The organism is Methylomonas sp. LWB, from assembly GCF_001856095.1.
GTDB classification, from domain to species: Bacteria; Pseudomonadota; Gammaproteobacteria; order Methylococcales; family Methylomonadaceae; genus Methylomonas; species Methylomonas koyamae_A.
The window spans coordinates 1-18,557 of the sequence record NZ_MKMC01000023.1; the positions used below are offsets into that span (position 1 = coordinate 1).

At 58.0% G+C, this 18,557-nt stretch carries 18 protein-coding genes; 8 read left to right on the forward strand and 10 right to left on the reverse strand.

Going from position 1 to position 18,557, the window contains the following annotated elements:
• A partial coding sequence (locus BJL95_RS10680; RefSeq protein WP_175463700.1) for an MCP four helix bundle domain-containing protein occupies positions 1-395 on the reverse strand: 395 nt, incomplete at its 3' end.
• A 367-nt stretch (positions 396-762) separates the two neighbouring features.
• Here BJL95_RS10680 and BJL95_RS10685 point away from each other — a divergent pair.
• Positions 763-1,839 carry a PA0069 family radical SAM protein gene (locus BJL95_RS10685; protein WP_071157843.1) on the forward strand — a complete coding sequence of 359 codons (1,077 nt, stop codon included), beginning with the start codon at positions 763-765 and terminating at the stop codon, positions 1,837-1,839.
• A 75-nt stretch (positions 1,840-1,914) separates the two neighbouring features.
• Here the strand turns inward: BJL95_RS10685 and BJL95_RS10690 are convergent, their stop codons facing one another.
• Together BJL95_RS10690 and BJL95_RS10695 are read right to left on the reverse strand one after the other, a co-directional pair.
• Positions 1,915-2,289: a hypothetical protein gene (locus BJL95_RS10690; protein ID WP_071157845.1), complete on the reverse strand. Its 375-nt coding sequence runs from the start codon at positions 2,287-2,289 to the stop codon at positions 1,915-1,917.
• Positions 2,286-2,648, reverse strand: a complete 363-nt coding sequence (locus BJL95_RS10695) for a NifB/NifX family molybdenum-iron cluster-binding protein (protein ID WP_071157847.1) — start codon at positions 2,646-2,648, stop codon at positions 2,286-2,288. The genes BJL95_RS10690 and BJL95_RS10695 overlap by 4 nt, the downstream gene beginning before the upstream one ends.
• Positions 2,649-2,906: 258 nt before the next feature.
• On the opposite strand from BJL95_RS10695, the gene BJL95_RS10705 reads away from it, so the two are divergent.
• Genes BJL95_RS10705 through BJL95_RS10715 form a run of 3 tightly spaced genes read left to right on the forward strand, consistent with a single transcriptional unit; the run spans position 2,907 to position 6,921 of the window.
• Positions 2,907-3,821, forward strand: coding sequence for an AEC family transporter (locus tag BJL95_RS10705; RefSeq protein ID WP_071157851.1), 915 nt, complete (start codon positions 2,907-2,909; stop codon positions 3,819-3,821).
• Positions 3,818-5,038, forward strand: coding sequence for a competence/damage-inducible protein A (locus BJL95_RS10710; protein WP_071157853.1), 1,221 nt, complete (start codon positions 3,818-3,820; stop codon positions 5,036-5,038). Before BJL95_RS10705 ends, BJL95_RS10710 begins: the two co-directional genes overlap by 4 nt.
• A complete protein-coding gene (locus BJL95_RS10715; protein WP_071157855.1) occupies positions 5,029-6,921 on the forward strand; it encodes an ATP-binding cassette domain-containing protein in 1,893 nt (630 codons plus the stop codon). Before BJL95_RS10710 ends, BJL95_RS10715 begins: the two co-directional genes overlap by 10 nt.
• A 25-nt stretch (positions 6,922-6,946) precedes the next feature.
• Here the strand turns inward: BJL95_RS10715 and glp are convergent, their stop codons facing one another.
• Positions 6,947-8,200, reverse strand: a complete 1,254-nt coding sequence (gene glp / locus BJL95_RS10720) for a gephyrin-like molybdotransferase Glp (RefSeq protein WP_071157857.1) — start codon at positions 8,198-8,200, stop codon at positions 6,947-6,949.
• Positions 8,197-8,721, reverse strand: coding sequence for a molybdopterin-guanine dinucleotide biosynthesis protein B (gene mobB, locus BJL95_RS10725; RefSeq protein WP_071157859.1), 525 nt, complete (start codon positions 8,719-8,721; stop codon positions 8,197-8,199). The genes glp and mobB overlap by 4 nt, the downstream gene beginning before the upstream one ends.
• 77 nt (positions 8,722-8,798) lie before the next feature.
• Between mobB and BJL95_RS10730 the strand changes: the two genes are divergently transcribed.
• Together BJL95_RS10730 and rpoS are read left to right on the forward strand one after the other, a co-directional pair.
• The gene (locus tag BJL95_RS10730; protein ID WP_071157861.1) at positions 8,799-9,308 is read left to right on the forward strand and encodes a hypothetical protein; all 510 of its coding nucleotides are present in this window, start codon (positions 8,799-8,801) and stop codon (positions 9,306-9,308) included.
• Positions 9,309-9,760: 452 nt separating this feature from the next.
• Positions 9,761-10,741 (forward strand): RNA polymerase sigma factor RpoS, encoded by a 981-nt coding sequence (gene rpoS / locus BJL95_RS10735; protein WP_064028649.1) that lies wholly within the window; start codon positions 9,761-9,763, stop codon positions 10,739-10,741.
• A 75-nt stretch (positions 10,742-10,816) separates the two neighbouring features.
• Here rpoS and BJL95_RS10740 read toward each other — a convergent pair whose 3' ends face one another.
• Positions 10,817-12,055, reverse strand: a complete 1,239-nt coding sequence (locus BJL95_RS10740; protein ID WP_064028651.1) for a hypothetical protein — start codon at positions 12,053-12,055, stop codon at positions 10,817-10,819.
• Positions 12,049-13,551 (reverse strand): exopolyphosphatase, encoded by a 1,503-nt coding sequence (gene ppx, locus BJL95_RS10745; protein ID WP_071158409.1) that lies wholly within the window; start codon positions 13,549-13,551, stop codon positions 12,049-12,051. The genes BJL95_RS10740 and ppx overlap by 7 nt, the downstream gene beginning before the upstream one ends.
• Positions 13,552-13,669: 118 nt before the next feature.
• On the opposite strand from ppx, the gene BJL95_RS10750 reads away from it, so the two are divergent.
• Together BJL95_RS10750 and BJL95_RS10755 are read left to right on the forward strand one after the other, a co-directional pair.
• Positions 13,670-14,575 carry an ABC transporter ATP-binding protein gene (locus tag BJL95_RS10750; RefSeq protein WP_071157863.1) on the forward strand — a complete coding sequence of 302 codons (906 nt, stop codon included), beginning with the start codon at positions 13,670-13,672 and terminating at the stop codon, positions 14,573-14,575.
• Positions 14,572-15,336 (forward strand): ABC transporter permease, encoded by a 765-nt coding sequence (locus BJL95_RS10755; protein ID WP_064028655.1) that lies wholly within the window; start codon positions 14,572-14,574, stop codon positions 15,334-15,336. The genes BJL95_RS10750 and BJL95_RS10755 overlap by 4 nt, the downstream gene beginning before the upstream one ends.
• 93 nt (positions 15,337-15,429) lie before the next feature.
• On the opposite strand, the gene BJL95_RS10760 is transcribed toward BJL95_RS10755, so the two are convergent.
• The 3 genes from BJL95_RS10760 to BJL95_RS10770 form a co-directional block, all read right to left on the reverse strand.
• Positions 15,430-16,185, reverse strand: a complete 756-nt coding sequence (locus BJL95_RS10760; protein ID WP_064028657.1) for a helix-turn-helix domain-containing protein — start codon at positions 16,183-16,185, stop codon at positions 15,430-15,432.
• Positions 16,185-17,201, reverse strand: coding sequence for a class 1 fructose-bisphosphatase (locus BJL95_RS10765; protein ID WP_071157865.1), 1,017 nt, complete (start codon positions 17,199-17,201; stop codon positions 16,185-16,187). Before BJL95_RS10765 ends, BJL95_RS10760 begins: the two co-directional genes overlap by 1 nt.
• Positions 17,202-17,328: 127 nt before the next feature.
• The coding region (locus BJL95_RS10770; protein ID WP_217631677.1) for a flagellar hook-length control protein FliK at positions 17,329-18,557 on the reverse strand (1,229 nt) is incomplete at its 5' end.

Below are 18,557 nucleotides of genomic sequence, written 5' to 3' on the forward strand. Positions count from 1 at the left end.
AGACGCGGAATATCGTATGCCGCCAATAGCGATTTAACGTTGTCGAGCATGGCCTGTTCCTTGGCGTCCGAAAGGCAACTGGCGCCGTTGCAGGCGTCCAAGGTATAGCGCTTCAACGTGTCGTCCAATTTCGCGCGGGCTTCGGCGATTTTCGGCTCCAATGTCGCCATGCCGGCCGGATCGGTGATGATGACGTGAAACAACGAATATTCCCTCAAATCGGCCAGTTGTTTTCGAATCTCGAAAAATATCCGATAGGTCGGTACCGTGTTGACGCCGGCATAACTCGCCGCGTCGTAAACTTTCGCGAGCTGGATATAGCCTAACAGCGCCAGTCCGACCAAGCCCAGCATGGCGGACGACGATAGGAGTAAAAGTCTCTGTTTAACAGTCATGGGGTTTCTCCGTGGATGTCGTTGAAGGTCGGAAATGTGGGCGGAACGCTGCGGCGGGCCGTAGCGCGCGTTCGATCAAATTTGTCCGCGCTTCGCGAAACGCTAGGCTTTGGCCGGGGCTTACGGTTTTTCTCGGATTAGCTTAGACCATTTTGAGTCGCTATCCAGTTTGGGTAGGCAAATTCGAAACGGCTACCCGGCGGATCGCACCTAGGCGCTGTGGAAGTTCGATGGCCGAAAATGCTTTGCGCGCCGCTTCGAAGTTTGCCAAGATAGATGAAGTCGCCCAACCGAGCGTTTGCCGCGCTAGACGACCGGCCGTCCGGAATCCAAGGGCGCGCACGCGCTTCTTCCTTTGGTTTTTGTCATGTCCAAGCTTCTGATTCACAAAGGTCGCGGTGCCGTCAGCAATGCTGCCGGCCGCTACGAAAAACAACGAAGCCAGGCCGAGGACGACGGCTGGGGGAGCTTGGACGTCGACTTGCCGCCGCTGGCGACCGAAATCATCGTCGATGCCAGCAAATCGGTGATCACCTACAACGATTCGCCGGATATTCCGTTTGACCGTTCCGTCAACCCGTACCGGGGTTGCGAACACGGTTGCGTGTATTGTTTCGCGCGGCCGACCCACGCGTATCTGGGCTATTCGCCGGGGTTGGATTTCGAAAGCCGCATCCTGGTCAAACCCGACGCCGCGACGTTGCTGCGCGAAGAACTCGGCAAGCGCCAATACCGTTGCGCGCCGCTGGCGCTGGGTACCAATACCGATCCCTACCAGCCGCTGGAGCGCCGCCAGCGCACCATGCGCGACATTTTGGAAGTGCTGCGGGAAACCCGGCATCCGGTCGGCATCGTCACCAAATCGGCGCTGATCGAACGGGATATCGACATCCTGGCCGAGATGGCCGGCCAGGGCTTGGCGTCGGTGTGCTTGTCGATCACGACGCTGGATCGCCGCTTGGCGCGGACGCTGGAGCCGCGCGCCGCCGCGCCCGAGCGCCGCTTGGAAACGCTGACTCGTTTGAGCGAAGCCGGCGTGCCGGTCGGCGTGATGGTTGCGCCGTTGATTCCGGTGTTGACCGATTACGAATTGGAAGCCATCGTGTCGGCCGCGAAGCGGGCCGGAGCGATCAGCGCGGAATACATTCTGCTGCGCCTGCCGCTGGAAGTGGCCGACTTATTCGAGGAATGGTTGCGCGAGCATTACCCGCTGAAGGCCGAGCACGTGATGAACCGGGTGCGCGACAGCCGGGGCGGCAAGGTCTACGACCCGAGCTTTCATCGGCGTTTGCGCGGCGAGGGTGTCTACGCCGATTTGATTGCGCAGCGCTTCGGGTTAATCCGGAAAAAACTCGGCCTGGAACGCGGGTTGCCGCCGCTCCGCACCGACTTATTCCGCAAGCCGGCGGCCGGCGGGCAGATGAGTTTTGACTTTTTCGAGTGAAAGCTAGTCGCGCGGATTGCGGGCAATGGCGCAGGCTCGAGGCGGGTACGGTAGAATCGGGTTAAGCTCGGTGCATCAAGTGTCCGCATCCTCATCTTTCTGGCGTTTTTCCAACAACCCTTGCTCGCGAAGCATGGCCTTGAAGCCTTTCATCACCGGTCTGGAGAGCGCCGTTTCGGCGAACAAGCGCTTTTCGTAGATTCCGTTCTTCAGATCTTCGTCGTCCGGCGCGGCGCGGGCCGTCGCGATCAATGCATGCAACTCCGGCTCCAACAACTGACCGGGCAGGTCGCGGATTTGGTCGTACAACAAACTCATCACGACTTTTTCGTCGGCGCGCATTTTGCATTTGCCGTCGATGATTTTCAGCATCACCGTCACTGCGCAATCGACATGCAGCGGGGTCAGCGGGTGCGCCTCCACCCAGGCGGCTACGGTTTCCGGCGTCATCCGACGGCCTCGCCGGCGGCAAGCCGTTTGGCGTAATCGAGTAACGACTCCTCGACCGCCAGATAGGCGTAGTCGGCGACCGCCGCGACGCCGATGGCGTTCACCTTGGCGGTCGGGCCGTCGCCGATGCGCGCCACGAACACGGCGTCGCAATCCTTGATGGTTTCCAGTATGCCGGCCAGCGCGTTCTGATCGCCGTGTTGGCCGTGGCAGTAATGATCGACGTCGCGGCTTTCCAGGTGCTCGCAATGGTCCGGCGTCAAGCGATAGATCGCAAAGTGTTTGGCGTGACCGAAATGTTCGTTGATAGAGATGCCGTCCTTGGTGGCGACGGCGATTTGCAGCGGCGTCGCGCTCATCGGCGAACTCCAGGGTCCGAGGTGGTCGCGCGGCGGTGAGTTGGGCGGTTTGTCATGGCGATTCCGGGGCTACACAAATTATTAGCGATTAAGCAAGAGCGATACCAAGCGCGGGAATGCCGATTTGCCGAGGTTTGCCGGGTGCCGGCGCGTGGCGGTCTCGACAAATGTCGGGTTTGCGACAAGTCGCTGCGGCGTTCGATTCGGAAGGGGTTTTTGCCTATACTGCCGACATTGCCCATCGAACTAAATCCCTAAATGACGACCACTTTGATCCAGATGACCGTGCTAATGCTGTGCGGCGCGGCCTGGAGAGTCCTGTGCCCGAATAAACTCGCGGCCGACCAAACCCGCCTGGTGTTGACCAGCGTCGTTTATTATTTTTTATTGCCGGCCATGGTGCTGGAGGTACTGTGGAAGGCCGACATCGGCTGGCAGTCGTTGAAATTCAGCCTGTTGGGTTGTTCCAGCATCTTGTTGGCGGTTTTCGTCAGCGGGTTGATCGCCAAGCTGCTCCGTTTCCATCGGCCCCAGACCGGTGCGATGATACTTGCCGCGGCGTTTCCGAACACCACCTATCTGGGATTGCCGGTGCTGGAGCAAGCCTACGGCGGGTGGTCGCGCTCGGTGGTGATACAGATGGACTTGTTCGCGGCGGCGCCGATGGTGTTCACGGTCGGTATCCTGCTGGCGCGCCACTACGGCGCCGCCGAAACTGACCAGCCCAAGTCCCGGCTGGGATTTTTTAACGCGCCGCCGTTTTGGGCGGCCTTGCTGGCGGTGGTTTTGAATCTGAATCACCTGTCCGCACCGTTGTGGTTGGCCGGATTGCTGACGATGCTGTCGGCCGCGGTGGCGCCGCTGATGATCTTTTCGTTGGGATTGGCCTTGAGTTGGCGAGCGGTAAGGTGGCGCAATCTGCCCTATATCCCGCCGGTGGTGCTTATTAAATTAATGTGGTTTCCGTGGGCCGGCATTTACATCGCGGATGTCTTGCAGCTCGAAAATCCGTTTCGGGCGGCGGCGATTTTGGATATCGCGATGCCGAGCATGGTGTTGGGCGTGGTGCTGTGCGACCGCTACCAACTGGATAGTTCGTTGTATGCCACGGCGGTGACCGTCACGACCGGACTGAGTTTGTTTAGTTTGCCGTTTTGGTTCGAGGTGTTATGAAGGCCATTGCCGAAGTGTTTTCGCAAGGCGAGGAAGTCGTCACCGGCCAGGTGGTGGACAGCAACGCCGCCTGGTTGTCGCAACGCTTGGTGGAGCTGGGTTTCAGCGTGACTCGGCACACCGCGGTCGGCGACAAACTGGACGATCTGGTAGCGTTGGTTCGAGAGATCGCCGGCCGCGCCGATTGTTGCGTCTGCACCGGCGGTCTGGGGCCTACCGTCGACGATTTGACCGCCGAAGCGGTCGGCATCGCCGCCGATCTACCGCTGGTGCTGGACGAGCAAGCCTTGAGCCATATCGAACGCTATTACGCCAATCGGCGGCGGGTCATGCCGGCCGCCAACCGCAAACAGGCGTATTTGCCGCGTGGTGCGGTGCGCATCGATAATCCGGTCGGCACCGCGCCGGGATTCTCGTTGCAAATCGGCCGTTGTTGGTTCGCCTTTTTGCCGGGCGTACCGATGGAAATGAAAACGCTGTTTGCCGACGTGGGGCGGCAGTTGCAGCAACGCTTCAGGTTGTTGCCGGATCGCTTGGTGATGTTGCGCAGCGTTGGGATCGGCGAGTCGGCGATACAGCAAACCTTGGCCGGTATTCCATTACCCGGCGGCGTGCAACTGGGGTTTAGAGCCGCGCCGGACGAGGTGCAGACCAAGTTGTTGTTTGCGGCCGACTTTCCGCTGGCCGATATTCGCGACTGGGCCGGCCGGGTAAGCGCGGCGATCGGCGACTGCGTGTTTGCGATCGATGGTCTGGACGGCGAAGCGGGCGGCGATTTACCGACGGTTGTCGATCGATTGCTACCAGCCGATAGCCGCGTGGCGATACTGGAAACCGCCAGCGGCGGCCGGCTGGCGGCCGAATGCCAGTCTTACGCCTGGTTGGATTCAACCTTAGTCTGTCGCGATGCGGCTCAAGCCGGCCGGCAATTAGAGGTTTCTACCGAGAACGAGCCTCTCGAACTGGTTGCGCAACGACTGGCCGAAAGCCTGCAAGCGCGTGGCGCGGATCTGGCCTTGGTGCAGCTGTATCGAGGCAGCCTGGACGATTACCGCAACCGCGATGCCGCCATCGTCCTTTATAATGGTCTGCTAAGCCCAGCCGGCTGGTATGGCAAACAGCATACCCTGGCCGGCACCGCAACCACCAAACAAACCCAATCAGCCTGGCTGACCCTGGACTTACTCCGCCGCTACCTACAACAGCTATGCCTTTAATTCGCCTGACCAACGTTTCCATCGCCTTCGGCACCCATGCCTTGCTCGATCATGCCGATTTTCAGCTCGATCCTGGCGAGCGGGTCGGGCTGTTGGGCCGCAACGGCGAGGGCAAATCGACGTTGATGAAAATCATCGCCGGCGACATTCATGCCGACGGCGGCGAGCTTTGGAAGCAGCCGGAATTGCGGTTGGCTTGGCTGGAACAGCAGCCGAATCTGAATGACGGCGACACCATCTACGAAGCCGTGGCAGGAGGTTTGGGTGAATTGGGCGGACTAATTGCCCGCTACCACGAGTTGTTGACGCACATGGACGGCAGCGAAGCTGGGTTGGACGCGCTGGGCGAAGTCCAGCACAAATTGGAAGCCGCCAACGGCTGGCAGTTTCAACAGCGGGTCGAGGCGGTATTGAGCCGCTTGCAATTGCCGGCCGACCTTAAGGTTAGTAGTCTGTCCGGCGGCTGGAAGCGGCGAGTGGCCTTGGCGCGGGCCTTGGTGATTGATCCGGAGGTGTTGCTGCTCGACGAGCCGACCAACCATCTGGACTTCGAAAGTATCACCTGGCTGGAAGAGCAGTTGCTGAACTTCGCCGGCGCGGTGCTGTTCGTGACCCACGACCGGGCTTTTTTACAAAAACTGGCGACCCGCATCATCGATTTGGATCGCGGTCAGTTGACGTCGTGGGCCGGCAATTATCAGGATTACCTGGTGCGCAAGGCGGCGGCACTGGAAGACGAAGCCAATCAGAATGCAGAATTCGACAAGAAGCTGGCCAAGGAGGAGGTCTGGATACGCCAAGGTATCAAGGCCAGACGCACCCGCAACGAAGGCCGGGTACGGGCGCTGAAAAAATTGCGCGCCGAACGCGCCGAGCGCCGCAACACCCAGGGCACCGCCAAACTATCGTTGAATAAGGGTGAGGTATCCGGCAAGAAGGTCATCGAGGCGGTCGATGTCGAGTTCAGCTATGGCGACCGCACTATCATCCGTGATTTCTCGCTTCGCATCGATCGCGGCGACAAGATCGGTTTGATCGGCAACAACGGCGCCGGCAAATCGACCTTGTTGAAGCTGTTGCTCGGTCAGTTGCAGCCGACGCAAGGCACGGTCGAACTGGGTACCAATCTGCAAATCGCCTATTTCGACCAATTGCGCGAACAGCTCGACCCTGAAATCTCGGTGGCCGACAGCGTGCTCGACGGCGGCGAATTCATCGACCTGCCCGGCGGCCGGCGCCATGTGATGAGTTATCTGGCCGACTTTCTGTTCGCGCCGGCGCGGGCTCGTTCGCCGGTCAAGAGTCTATCCGGCGGCGAGAAAAACCGCTTGCTGTTGGCGCGCTTGTTTACCAAGCCGGCCAATTTGATCGTTATGGACGAACCGACTAACGACCTGGATTTGGAAACCCTGGAAATCCTCGAGGAAAAACTGGTCGAGTACCAGGGCACCTTATTGCTGGTCAGCCACGACCGCGAGTTTCTGGATAACGTGGTGACCAGCGTGTTGGTGTTCGAGGGCGAGGGCAGGGTGGAGGAATACATCGGCGGTTACGCCGATTGGTTTGCGCTGTCCGAGCGCAATAAAAAACAACAAGCCGAGGTGGCGAAAGTCGCCGAAGCGGCGGCCAAGAAAGACAAGCCCAAAACCGCGCCGGCCAAGAAACTCAGCTTCAAGGAACTGCGCGAGCTGGAGCAACTGCCGGAACGCATCGAACAACTGGAAAGCCGCCAAGCCGAACTGACCGCGACGATCGGCGGCGGCGAGTTTTACAAGCAAACGCAAGAGGCCGTCGCGGCCAGTCTGGCGGAATTGCAGGCGGTCGAAACCGAACTGGCCGCCGCTTACAGCCGTTGGGACGAGTTGGATGCGTTGCAGGGCTGAAAAGTTGCCGGCGGCCGAGTCGGAATCAGAGCGGTGGCAAGTTGGTGCTGAAGGGCTCGACGATGACTGACTCGCCCGGTTTGACGCCGGCACAGTCTGCGTCTAGCACGATGAAGCAGTTGGCGTGACTGGCTACTGTCAATTGATGCGACTCTTGGCCGCCCGCGAGCTTGACTGCGTACCGGCCCGGCGCGATTTGGCTGACGATGCCGCGTTGATATTCCTGACGGCCGGCCGATTTTTTCAGCCGGCTGTCGCAACGGGCCAGCAATTGCAAAGGCCCGGCGGCCGGTTCGCCGGCCAGTTGACGCAAGGCCGGCGCCACGAACTTCCGGAAAGTGACCAATACGGCGGCCGGGTTGCCCGGTAGTCCGAAAAACCAGCTGGCGCCGATTTTGCCGAAAGCTAGCGGCTTGCCGGGTTTGATCGCCAATTTCCAGAACTCGACCTGGCCGCATTTGGCCAGGGTTTCTTGAACGTAATCGGCGTCGCCGACCGAGGCGCCGCCGGTGGACAAGACGACATCGAAACGATCGGCGGCGTCGAGCAAGGTTTGCTCGAGCAGAGCCGGATCGTCTCTGACGATGCCAAGATCGACGACTCGATGGTTGGCGTCGGCCAACAGGCCGGATAGCAGATAGCGGTTGCTGTCGTAGATTTTGCCGTGTCCCAATGGCTCTCCGAGCGGTGTCAATTCGTCGCCAGTCGAGAAAAAGCCGATATTCAAACGGCGATGGGCGCGAATGTCGGCGATGCCGGCGCCGGCCAACAAGGCCAGATCGCTGGCGGTCAATTTTTTCGGCGCGCTGATCAAGGTATCGCCGCGATGCACGTCGCTACCGATGGCGCGGACGTTTCTGCCGGCGGGACAATCGGCGCCGAACAGCGCAAACTTGCCGTCCCTATCGACTTGCTCTTGCTGGACCACGCTATCGACCCCGTCGGGTACCACCGCGCCGGTGAATATTCTGACGCATTCGCCATCCGCCAGTTCGCCGACGAAGGGTTGGCCGGCCCACGCAGTACCGACGACGCGCAAGCGGAAGGTTTGACTCGGCAATATCTGCGCGCTGTTTAAACCGTAACCGTCCATCGCCGCGTTGGCTTGCGGCGGAATATCTTGAGGCGCTTGCGGACTTTCCGCGATCACACGGCCAAGTGCGTCCGACAGCGCGACTGTTTCGGTTTCCGATAGCGGGATTATTGCCGAGGCGATCCGCTCCAAGGCTTGTTCGGCGCTGAGTAACGGTTTATGGCTTGGGTAACAAAGGTTGGTCACGATAGCGAGCTCAAATAGGTGTTGAGAATAAAGTCGGCAATCGCCGACGGGTCGTTCAGGTCGAGTTTGGGTATCGGCGGTTCTGGCCGCAGTCGGGTATCGCAGGCAATTGCGATAATGCTGGGATCGCTCGGATACAGCAACGGTTTGCCCAGCGCCGATCGGTGCAATTCGATTTTGGGATAGCGTTCGTCTCGAAAGCCTTCCACCAAAATCAAGTCTAGGCCGGCGCTAGGAAATGCCGCTAATTGCTCGGCTAGCGTAACCTCGGTAGCGGCCGACAATTCGCTGATGATCGCGCGTCGGAAGCGAGATACCAACATGACCGGTGTCGCGCCGGCTAGTCTGAGCCGGTAACTGTCCTTGCCGGGTTGGTCGATTTCGAAATCGTGGTGACTGTGCTTGATCACGCCGACCTTCAGCCGGTTTGCCTTGAGCAGCGGCAACAGACGGGTCAATAGCGTGGTTTTGCCGGTGCCGCTGTAGGCGGCGAATCCCAACAGCGGCGGCGGCTGAAGCATCGCGGGTCTCGGAAGCGCAAGAAAGCCGGGTATTCTAAGGTATTATGGCTAGCCTTGGGTGGCGGTCCGGAGGTGGGGTGATACGCATCGTTTTGTTATTGCTGGTGGTCGGCTTGTTTTTCGCGGTACGTTGGTGGATGGCGTTGCCGGCTAAACCATCGGGCGACAAATTGCGTCAATGGTTGACGATTGGCGGCGTCCTACTGTTGGCGGTTTTAGCGTTGAGCGGTCGTCTGGGTTGGTTGTTCGGCGCGCTGGGTGTGGCGGCGGCGTTTGTCTGGCGCGGTTTACCGATATTGATCAGAGCGGCGCCGCAATTGCAGCGCTTGTGGCTTTGGTTTCAAACCAGTCGCCGCGATTCCGGTCGGTCGGGGCAGGCTGGCTCAGGGCAAGGGCGCGGCGGTAAGACCGCTGCAATGAGCGAGGCGGAAGCCCTGGAGGTTTTGGGGCTGAAAATCGGCGCCAGTCAGGCCGACATTGTGCAGGCCCATCGCAAGCTGATTTCGCGGGTGCATCCCGACCGTGGTGGGTCCGACTATTTGGCCGCGCGGATTAATTTGGCGAAGCGGGTGCTGCTGAAAAACTGATCGTGACGGCATCGTGCCAAACCGCTATTGAGTTTGAATTTCGAATTTATGTGAAGCGCATCACTCTGAACGAAAGATAAATCTGATCGAAGTCAGATTTTGATTTTGAACTTAGTGTGAAATAGTCGCGGTTTCGATATTCTGCAGTCGCCGGATCAATTCCAAAAAGGAGATGTGAGCCACAAAAAAACCTGGAAATTCAACTCATAGGATAAAAAAATTAAAGTTATACTGGCGCTCGCCGTAAACAGGGATAATTTCTGAGTTTATGCTAAGGCGAAAAAAAAGGGAGATGAGGGTTGCAGTTGGTCGGACCGTCCTATCGGGCCGGACTAGGCGACGTAAGGATTGCACTCTAATCCGTATTTGAGATTGAAGGCCGATTCCCTATTAGGGACGGCCCGAACAGAACAATAACTGAATCAGCAAGCCAAATACCTGGGAGACTAATCATGATGGAAGAAGCGATAGATGTAATAAAAGACATGGATATGCCCGATTTCATTTCTTTCGATGAAGTGGAGGACGAAATCGAAGAGGTCGATTCCGCGGAAACGTTCAAACTAGCGGAAATCGACACCAGCGACTCGCAAAACGAAGGGACTTTCGACGCGACCCGAGCCTATCTTAACGAACTTAGCAAATCCCAACTGCTGACCGCCGATGAAGAAAAAATTTACGGTCGGCGCACGCAACAAGGCGATCCTCAAGCCCGCAAAATCATGATTGAAAGCAATTTGCGTCTGGTTGTGAAAATTTCCAGGCGCTACTTAAACCGTGGCCTTCCGCTGCTGGATCTGATCGAGGAAGGCAATCTCGGTTTGATTCGGGCAGTCGAAAAATTCGATCCCGATCGCGGATTCAGGTTTTCCACCTATGCGACATGGTGGATCAGACAAACGATAGAACGGGCTATCATGAATCAGACCCGCACGATTCGCTTGCCGATTCACATCGTCAAGGAAATGAACGTTTACCTGAAGGCTCAACGCAGTTTGGCGCAACAACTCGATCACGAGCCCACCGTGGACGAAATTGCCAAACATTTGGACAAACCCGCGAAAACCGTCAGCAAAATGCTGAAACTGAATGAGAGAGTGACTTCGGTCGACGTATCGTTCGGTAAGGATTTCGACAAGCCTTTATTGGAAACCATTTCCGAGGAAGAGAGCCGCAGTCCGGCGGAAATCCTGCAGGAAGACTTCATTCAAAACAACGTCACCCATTGGGTGTATCAACTAGGCGAAAAACAACGCGAAGTGATTTGCCGTCGGTACGGACTGTGCGGCTTCGAAAACGCCACCCTTGAACAAGTCGCGCTGGAAATGGGCGTCACTCGCGAGCGGGTCAGACAGATCCAGATGGATGGCTTAAAGCGCTTGAAAGAAATCCTGGAAACCAACGGTTATTCGTTCGAATCCATTTTTAATTAACTCGACTGCCCGTTTGTTATTCTGGTGTAGCGGACGTTTCGTTCTCTTCGCCAGGATCGGAGCGGAGTTTTTTCGTTAGTCGGTGCGGTAGAGCGGTAAGTCGGAAATCCTTCGGTCGATTTCCGCTACCGTGGCGGCGTATTTCGGACTTCCAACTGTCTGGTAACGGTTTTTGAAGGTCTGGGCGTCCATGTGCTCGGGCAAGTCTTGCACGTCGGGGATAATCGCGGAATAGTCCTTGATTTGCGAGAGGACCTTCTGTAATTCCCTGGCCCGCTCGGTAGTCGAAATTGCCAGCGTGCCGAACTTGGTACCGGCCCGGTCCGCGCTCAAGTCGATAAAGCTAAAGCCGCTGCCTTTTTCCGCATCGCCCAATTCCTTGTCCACGCCAAGTTGTTCACCTAAGAGTTTGGCATCGACCGCCGCCAGTAGCGCCGATGCAATGAAATGTTGCGGAATATCGACGCGTTTATAGGCGTAGACCGGAAGTTCCTTGCTGTACACCAAGCCGATCGGCAAAAAGCGGCGTAGCTCGCTTTTATAAATGTAACTGCCGACCGCGATAATGATCGCGCGGTTTTCCCGAATCGCGTCGGCTGCTTCGGTATTGCGGTAGGCAAAATCGAACAAGGGTTGTAGCAGATCGATCAATGACAAGCGCCAGGCCGGATCGTGTTGGCTGACGATAGTATTGATCTGCTGCTGATAGCGGTGCAGATTGGGGTATTCCCGATGTTTTTGGATGGCCAACTGCTTCGCCGATTCGACCACCGAGCCAAGATAACTGATTTCCAGCGCGTTCGGGGTGATCCTGACGTTTTGCACGTATTGGCTGGCGACCAGCCAATATTTTTTTAGGGGCGGGTATTCCACGATGGCGGGTATCAGCACATTCGCGGCCGGATCCGGGATGGATATTTCCCCGATTTTAAAGGATTTGATGCGGATACCGCGGTCGGCTTGCCGAAGGCTGAAGTTGATGTCCAAATAGCGGCCCCACGGGTTTTCCGGTACGAAAATCGCGATTTGCGCCTGTAGGCGGTCGTTGAGCAACTGAATCTGGGTGGTGTTTTCGACGAAGTGGTTAAGCAGATAGCTGACCGCGATATTTAAGTCTTTTTGGTTTAAATTGACTGTTTTTACAGAGTCGCGTTCATCGGCGCTAACGTTCAGCAATTGCTTGGCGCGTTGGATGTCGTCGCGGTTCAGGCTTTGTTGGATTTGCGGCGATGGGCTGTCATCCAATGCAAAACACAGTAATATCGTAATCGATAGCGCTAGTCCCAGTAGCGAATAGAGCAGGCGTTTCAGCATTGATCGAAGATCAAATTGAAGCGGCTTTCCTTTAAATACAGCATTTCTTTTCTAAGGTCGGCGTCGGTTAACGGCGCCTGTTCGAGCCAGCCTTGCGGAAAATCGATCCGGATGTCGCGATCTTCGACGTTCAGTTTGAAGTCAGGGCGCGGACTATGCCGATTGCGATGCAGTAGCGCGGCCAGTCTGAACAAGATCGCCATGATCGGCGCGTGTTGGCGCCAAGGCATGGGCAGGTCTTCGAAGCGGCAGGCCTTGAATTTCTTCCGGTGGCTGCGGACCAGCGACGCCAGCAACAATTGATCTTGTTTGGAAAAACCGGCCAGATCGCCATTCTCGATGATGTAAGCGCTGTGTTTATGATACTGGCTGTGTGCAATCTCGAAACCGATTTCGTGTAAATCGGCGGCCCATTCCAAAAACTGTAGCGTCGCCGGGTTGTCCGCAAAGCTGGGGTGGTCGTTCAGTTGTTCGGCCATGTAGCGCAAAGTGGCCTTAAGTTGTTCGCTGTGGCGGCGATCGGTGTGGTAGCGGGCGGTTATCAATTCGCAGGTTTGGCCGCGAATATCGTGGTTATAGATTCGACCCAACAAATCGTAAACCAAACCTTCCCGCAGCGCACCGTCCGCGACGGTCATTTGTTCGATGTTCAGCGTCTTGAAAGTCGCGTAGACGATGGCTACCGCGCCGATGAAAACCGGCCGCCGCTCGATGCTGAGCGCCGGAAAGTCGATCTCGGCAATATCGTTCAGTTTCAACAGGTGTTCGACCAGCGCGTCCAGTCCCGCCATCGTAATGCCGTTGTTGCTCCAGCCGGAGGTTTGCAATACGTTACTGACTGCTTTCAGACTGCCGGAAGCGCCGATTGCCTCGTCCCATTGCTTGCGGTTGAAGGTGTCCTGAAACGGTTCCAAATGGTGTTCGGCAAACAACATCGCGTTGCGAAAGGCTTTCTTGTTGATTTTGCCGCTTTTGAAAAATGCTTGGCTGACCGTGACGCAGCCCATGTTCAGGCTTTCCTTGATATGGGCGACATCTTCGCGGCCGATGATGTATTCGGTGCTGCTGCCGCCGATATCCATCACGAAACGATTGTTGGCATCGCTGCCCAGGCTATGGGCGACGCCCTGGTAAATCAAACGGGCTTCCTCGATGCCGGAAATGATGTGGATCGGGTGGCCCAGGGCTTTTTCGGCCTTGTTGATGAATTGCTGGGAATTGCGGGCGATGCGCAACGTGTTGGTGCCGACGATCGCCACGCTGTGCGGCGGAAAATTGCGGATACGTTGGCCGAATCGCTCCAGGCAGGCCAGCGCCCGTTCCTGGGTGGCCGGTTCCAGATTGCGGTTTTGATCCAGACCCGCCGCCAGACGCACCATCTCCTTTAAACGGTCCACGGTTTGTAGTTTGCCGTTCATCAAGCTGCAGATAATCATGTGGAAGCTGTTCGAACCCAGGTCCACGGCGGCAACGCTGGTCGGTATCGGAAATGGCAAAGTAGTATTCCTGTTCTGGCTGCTGAGTAAATGCCAATTCTGATAGAATCGACTGCTTTTACGGCCGGCGATCCGCGCCGGAACGTCATCACTACCGCCGGGCATTATAAACTAGAGCATGACGGCTTTATCCATCCGCAACCTAAAAAAAACCTATAACAATGGCTTCCAGGCCTTGAACGGCGTGGACTTGGACGTGGAACTCGGCGATTTTTTCGCATTGCTCGGCCCGAATGGCGCCGGCAAATCCACGTTGATCGGCATCGTCAGTTCGCTGGTCAACAAGTCCAGCGGGACCGTCGAAATCTTCGGTCACGACTTGGATCGCGACACGGCCGGCGCCAAGCGCTGTATCGGCTTGGTACCGCAGGAAGTCAATTTCAATCAATTCGAGACGACGCATGGCGTGGTGTTGAACCAAGCCGGCTACTACGGCATTCCCCGCAAGCAAGCCCTGAGGCGCACCGAAATCTGTTTGCGGCAAATGGAGTTATGGGACAAGCGCGATACCGTATCGCGGCGCTTGTCGGGCGGGATGAAACGGCGGCTGATGATCGCCAGAGCCATGGTGCACGAGCCGCGTCTGCTAATCCTGGACGAGCCCACCGCCGGCGTCGACATTGAGATTCGCCGGGCGATGTGGGACATGATGCAAGAGGTCAACCAGCAGGGGACGACGATCATCCTGACCACCCATTATCTGGAAGAAGCCGAAAGCCTGTGCCGCAACATCGCCATCATCGACGATGGCCGGATCGTTGAGCATTCGGCGATGAGCGATCTGCTGGCCAAGCTGCATACCGACCATTTCGTGCTGGATATTGCCGAGCCGCTCCACGAGGCGCCGGCCATTGCCGGTTGCGCGATCGCGTTGGCCGGGGAGCGCGTGCTGGACGTTTCGGTACCCAAGGCGCTGGGGCTGAACCGCCTGTTTCAGGAGTTGTCGGCGCGGGGCATCGAAGTGCTGAGCCTTAGAAACAAATCCAACCGCTTGGAGCAAATGTTCATGGACCTGGTGCAATGACGTACTCCGTCGCGTTTTGGACGATCCTGGGCAAGGAGATTCGCCGCTTCACTCGCATCTGGCCGCAAACCTTGTTGCCGCCGGCGATCACGACCGCATTGTACTTTTTGATCTTCGGCAAGCTGATCGGCGAGCGCATCGGCTTGGTGCACGGCGTCAGCTACATGGATTACATCGTACCGGGCATTATTTTGATGTCGGTGATCAGCCATTCCTATTCCAACGTGGTGTCGTCGTTTTATTCGACCAAGTTTCAACACCATATCGAGGAATTGCTGGTGGCGCCGGTGCCGAATTACGTGATTTTGGCGGGCTATGTGTGCGGCGGCATCGCTCGCGGCGTGCTGGTCGGCTTGGTGGTGGCGGGGATTTCGATGCTGTTTACAAAAATCCAAGTATTGCACTGGGACCTGGTTTGCGTGGTGTTCGTGTTGACCGCGACCTTGTTCGCGCTGGCCGGCTTCATCAACGCGGTGTTCGCCGACAGCTTCGACGACATCTCCATCATCCCCAACTTCGTACTGACGCCGCTCAGCTACCTGGGCGGCGTGTTCTATTCGGTGGCGATGTTACCCGAGGTCTGGCAACAGGTGGCTCGGGCCAATCCGATCCTGTACATGATCAACGCCTTCCGCTACGGCATGATAGGTGTCAGCGACGTTCCCATCCTGCTGGCCTTCGAAATGACGGCCGGCGTCATCGCGCTGCTGATAGGCCTGAGTTTGTGGTTGCTGCACAAAGGCGTCGGCATCAAAAACTGAGACCGTTTCGGACCGTTTAAGCGAATCCGTGCCTGCTGAAAGTCTAAAATGCCGGGATTGCGATCCAGAGGCCGGGCGCGGCCAAGCGGTCGTTCAATCGGTCGATTGCAGCAGTTTGCGGAGCGCGGTCGGGTTTTTGATGGCGATGAAGCGGTTTTGCACGCTGATCAGATCGTCGTCCTGAAATTTTTTCAGCATCCGGCTGACCGTTTCCAGCGCCAGACCCAGGTGGTTGCCGACTTCCTGGCGGGTTAGCGACAATTTGAATTCGGACGACGAGAAGCCGCGCCGCTTGAGACGCTCGGACAGGCTGATCAGGAAATAAGCCAACCTTTCCTCGGCCGGGCGCTTGCTGAGCACCAACTGGTTTTTGTCCTCTATCATTTTTTCGCCGGTATGGCGGAACAGTTCTCGGGTCAGGCTGGGTACGTTTTGAAACAATTCTTCCATGCTGTCGGCCGGCAGGATGCAGAAACTCATGGTTTCCAGCGCGATCGCCGCGCAGCCGTGCTTGGCGCCGGACAGGCCGTCGAAGCCGAGCAGTTCGCCGGGCAACAATATATTCAGGATGTGTTCGTTGCCGTGGTTGTCGTTGGCGACCAGTTTGGCGCTGCCGGACTTGATCGCCAGAATGCCGCGAAAATTATCGCCCTCGCGGTAGATGAAATCGCCGCGTTGCAGGGTTTTGCGGGCGCGGATGACCTGGCTGATGTTGGCGATCTCGGATTGCGACAAGCCGCGCGGCAGGCAAATGTTGTCCAGGCTGCAATTGGCGCAACTGACTTGTTTGTTGAGGGCGACGACCTTGGCGTCGCTGCCGGCCGAGTCGCAATGTTGCAGGTTGTTCATTAGGCTGCTCCGTCCATGTCCCGGTGGTAGCCGACGATGCGTTCCACCTCGTTTTTCGAGCCCAGGATCAACGGCACCCGTTGATGGATGCTGGTGGGCTTGACGTCCAGTACCCGTTCCCGGCCGGTGCTGCAGGCGCCGCCGGCCTGTTCGATGATGAAGGCCATCGGATTGGCTTCGTACAGCAGGCGCAGCTTGCCGGGCTTAGCCGGGTCGCGCAGATCGAAAGGGTACATGAACACGCCGCCGCGATTCAAAATCCGGTACACCTCGGCGACCAGCGACGCCACCCAGCGCATGTTGAAGTCGCGCTCGCGCGGGCCGTCGGAGCCGGCGACGCATTCGTCGACGTAACGTTTGATCGGGGCTTCCCAGAAACGCTGGTTGGACATGTTGATCGCGAATTCGCTGGCGTCTTCCGGAATCTTCATGTTGCAGTGGGTCAGGATGAATTCGCCGACGTCCTGATCCAACGTAAAGCCGTTGACGCCGTTGCCGGTGGTCAGCACCAGCATCGTCGAGGGGCCGTACAGCACAAAGCCGGCGCAGACTTGTTCGCTACCCTTGCGCAGAAAATCCTCGGGTTCCGGCTCGACGCCTTCCCGGCAGCGTAGGATCGAGAAGATGGTGCCGACGGTCAGATTGATGTCGATGTTGGATGAGCCGTCCAACGGATCGAACAACACCAGGTATTTGCCCTTGGGATATTGCTTGGGAATCTGGATCGGGTCGTTGATTTCCTCGGAGGCCATGCCGCCCAGCGAGCCGCTCCAATCCAGCGCCCGGACCATGATGTCGTTGGTGATGATGTCCAGCTTTTTTTGGACTTCGCCCTGGACGTTTTCCGATTCCGCGCTGCCCAACACGCCGATCAACGCGCCGCAATTGACCCGATGCGAGATTTGCTTGCAGGCGGTGACGATGTTGTTCAGCAACAGCGTGAAGGTACCCGAGGCCTCCGGCAGTCCGCGCTGCTGTTCGATGATGAACTGGGTCAGGGTGACTTGGTTGGTCATGCGGTGATTCTCCGTCGGGTATTCGAATAGGTGTTCAGGCGCAACGCTTGCTCGCGACCGATGGCTGGTCGGAAATCGGTCGGCGCGCGGCGCGAAGGGGTGGCCGGGAATGGTTTCATCGGGGCGTTCAAACTTTTTCGCTTAACAGCGTTTGCGGCGGTAACGCGGGCGGTTGGGGCTGGGCGGGTCGGCCTTGTTGTGCGTCCATAAATCCGGGCGTTAATCCTTTTTGTTCAAATTGTTGCCTGAGTTCGGGCAGGCGGCTGTCGATCAGCTCGACGGTACGGGGCGACTCGCTCCAGAAGCGGGTGTTGACGCTGCCGTCGTAGCAGGAAATTTTGCAATGTATTGTACCAATAAGCGGCGGGCTTAGGCTAATGCTGACGGTCCAGGCATCCTTATGTTCCTCGCTCCCGCCGGTTTGGTCGCGTTCGATGCACAGCCGCAGGCTGTCGGCTTGGTCGGCGTTGAAGAAGGGTAGTTCCAGAAACCAGACCTGTTTGGTCGCGTCGTCCCTGGGTAGCGAATTCAGTTGATCGAGCGTCAATTTGGCTAGGCCGCCCTGGGCTTTTTGCAGGGTTTCGCTGAGCGGTTCGCGCTCGGCGGCGGGTAGTGCGGTTTGTTCGGCCAGTTCCCGCTGCAGCAAGGCCACGAATTTGCTCAACTTCAGCTTGAAGTCCTCGGGAGGCGGCGATGGGTCCGGCCCCGGCTGGGAGCCGCCGAACCAGTCACTATCCATGAACAGGCCGGAGCCGCGAATCGCTTGCCGTAGCGGCGCGGGTTCGAGCAAGGCCGCGCGGGGCGGAATCGCGGCCAGCAGATTGAGCGCGGCGCGTTTCAGGGTTTCACCGACATTCGCGCCGGCGAAGTCGGCCGTTACCACGCGTGCCAGATGGCTGGCGAACTGGGCCGGCGGGGTTTGCATCGGTAGCAGTTGTTTGTAAGCGGCGGCGACCAAGGCTTCGGTATCCGCGCCGCGCGGCGATAGCGCGACCATCGGCCCGTCGGCGGTTTTAACGATGTGTAGCGTTACGGTCTGGCCCGGCGCGGGCCGCGCGGAGACGCTGGTCGGCGCATTGCCGGTGCCGCTGGCCGGCTGGGACCACGTCCATTGTTTGTCGGTCAGCGTAATCAGATCGGCGCGCGGGTTTGGCGGGCTGGCCGTCGGATTGCCCGAAAGCGGTGGCGAAAACGATGGCGATGGCGAAAGCAGTGGCGTTGGCGTTGGCGATGGTGGTATCGGCGATGCCGGGTTGGCGGCGGGCAGCAATTGCAAGGTCAATCGACCGGCATCGGCCTTAACCACGACCGCCGTCACGCCGGCGGCCGGGTTCGAGTTCGCCGGAGCAGAGGCGG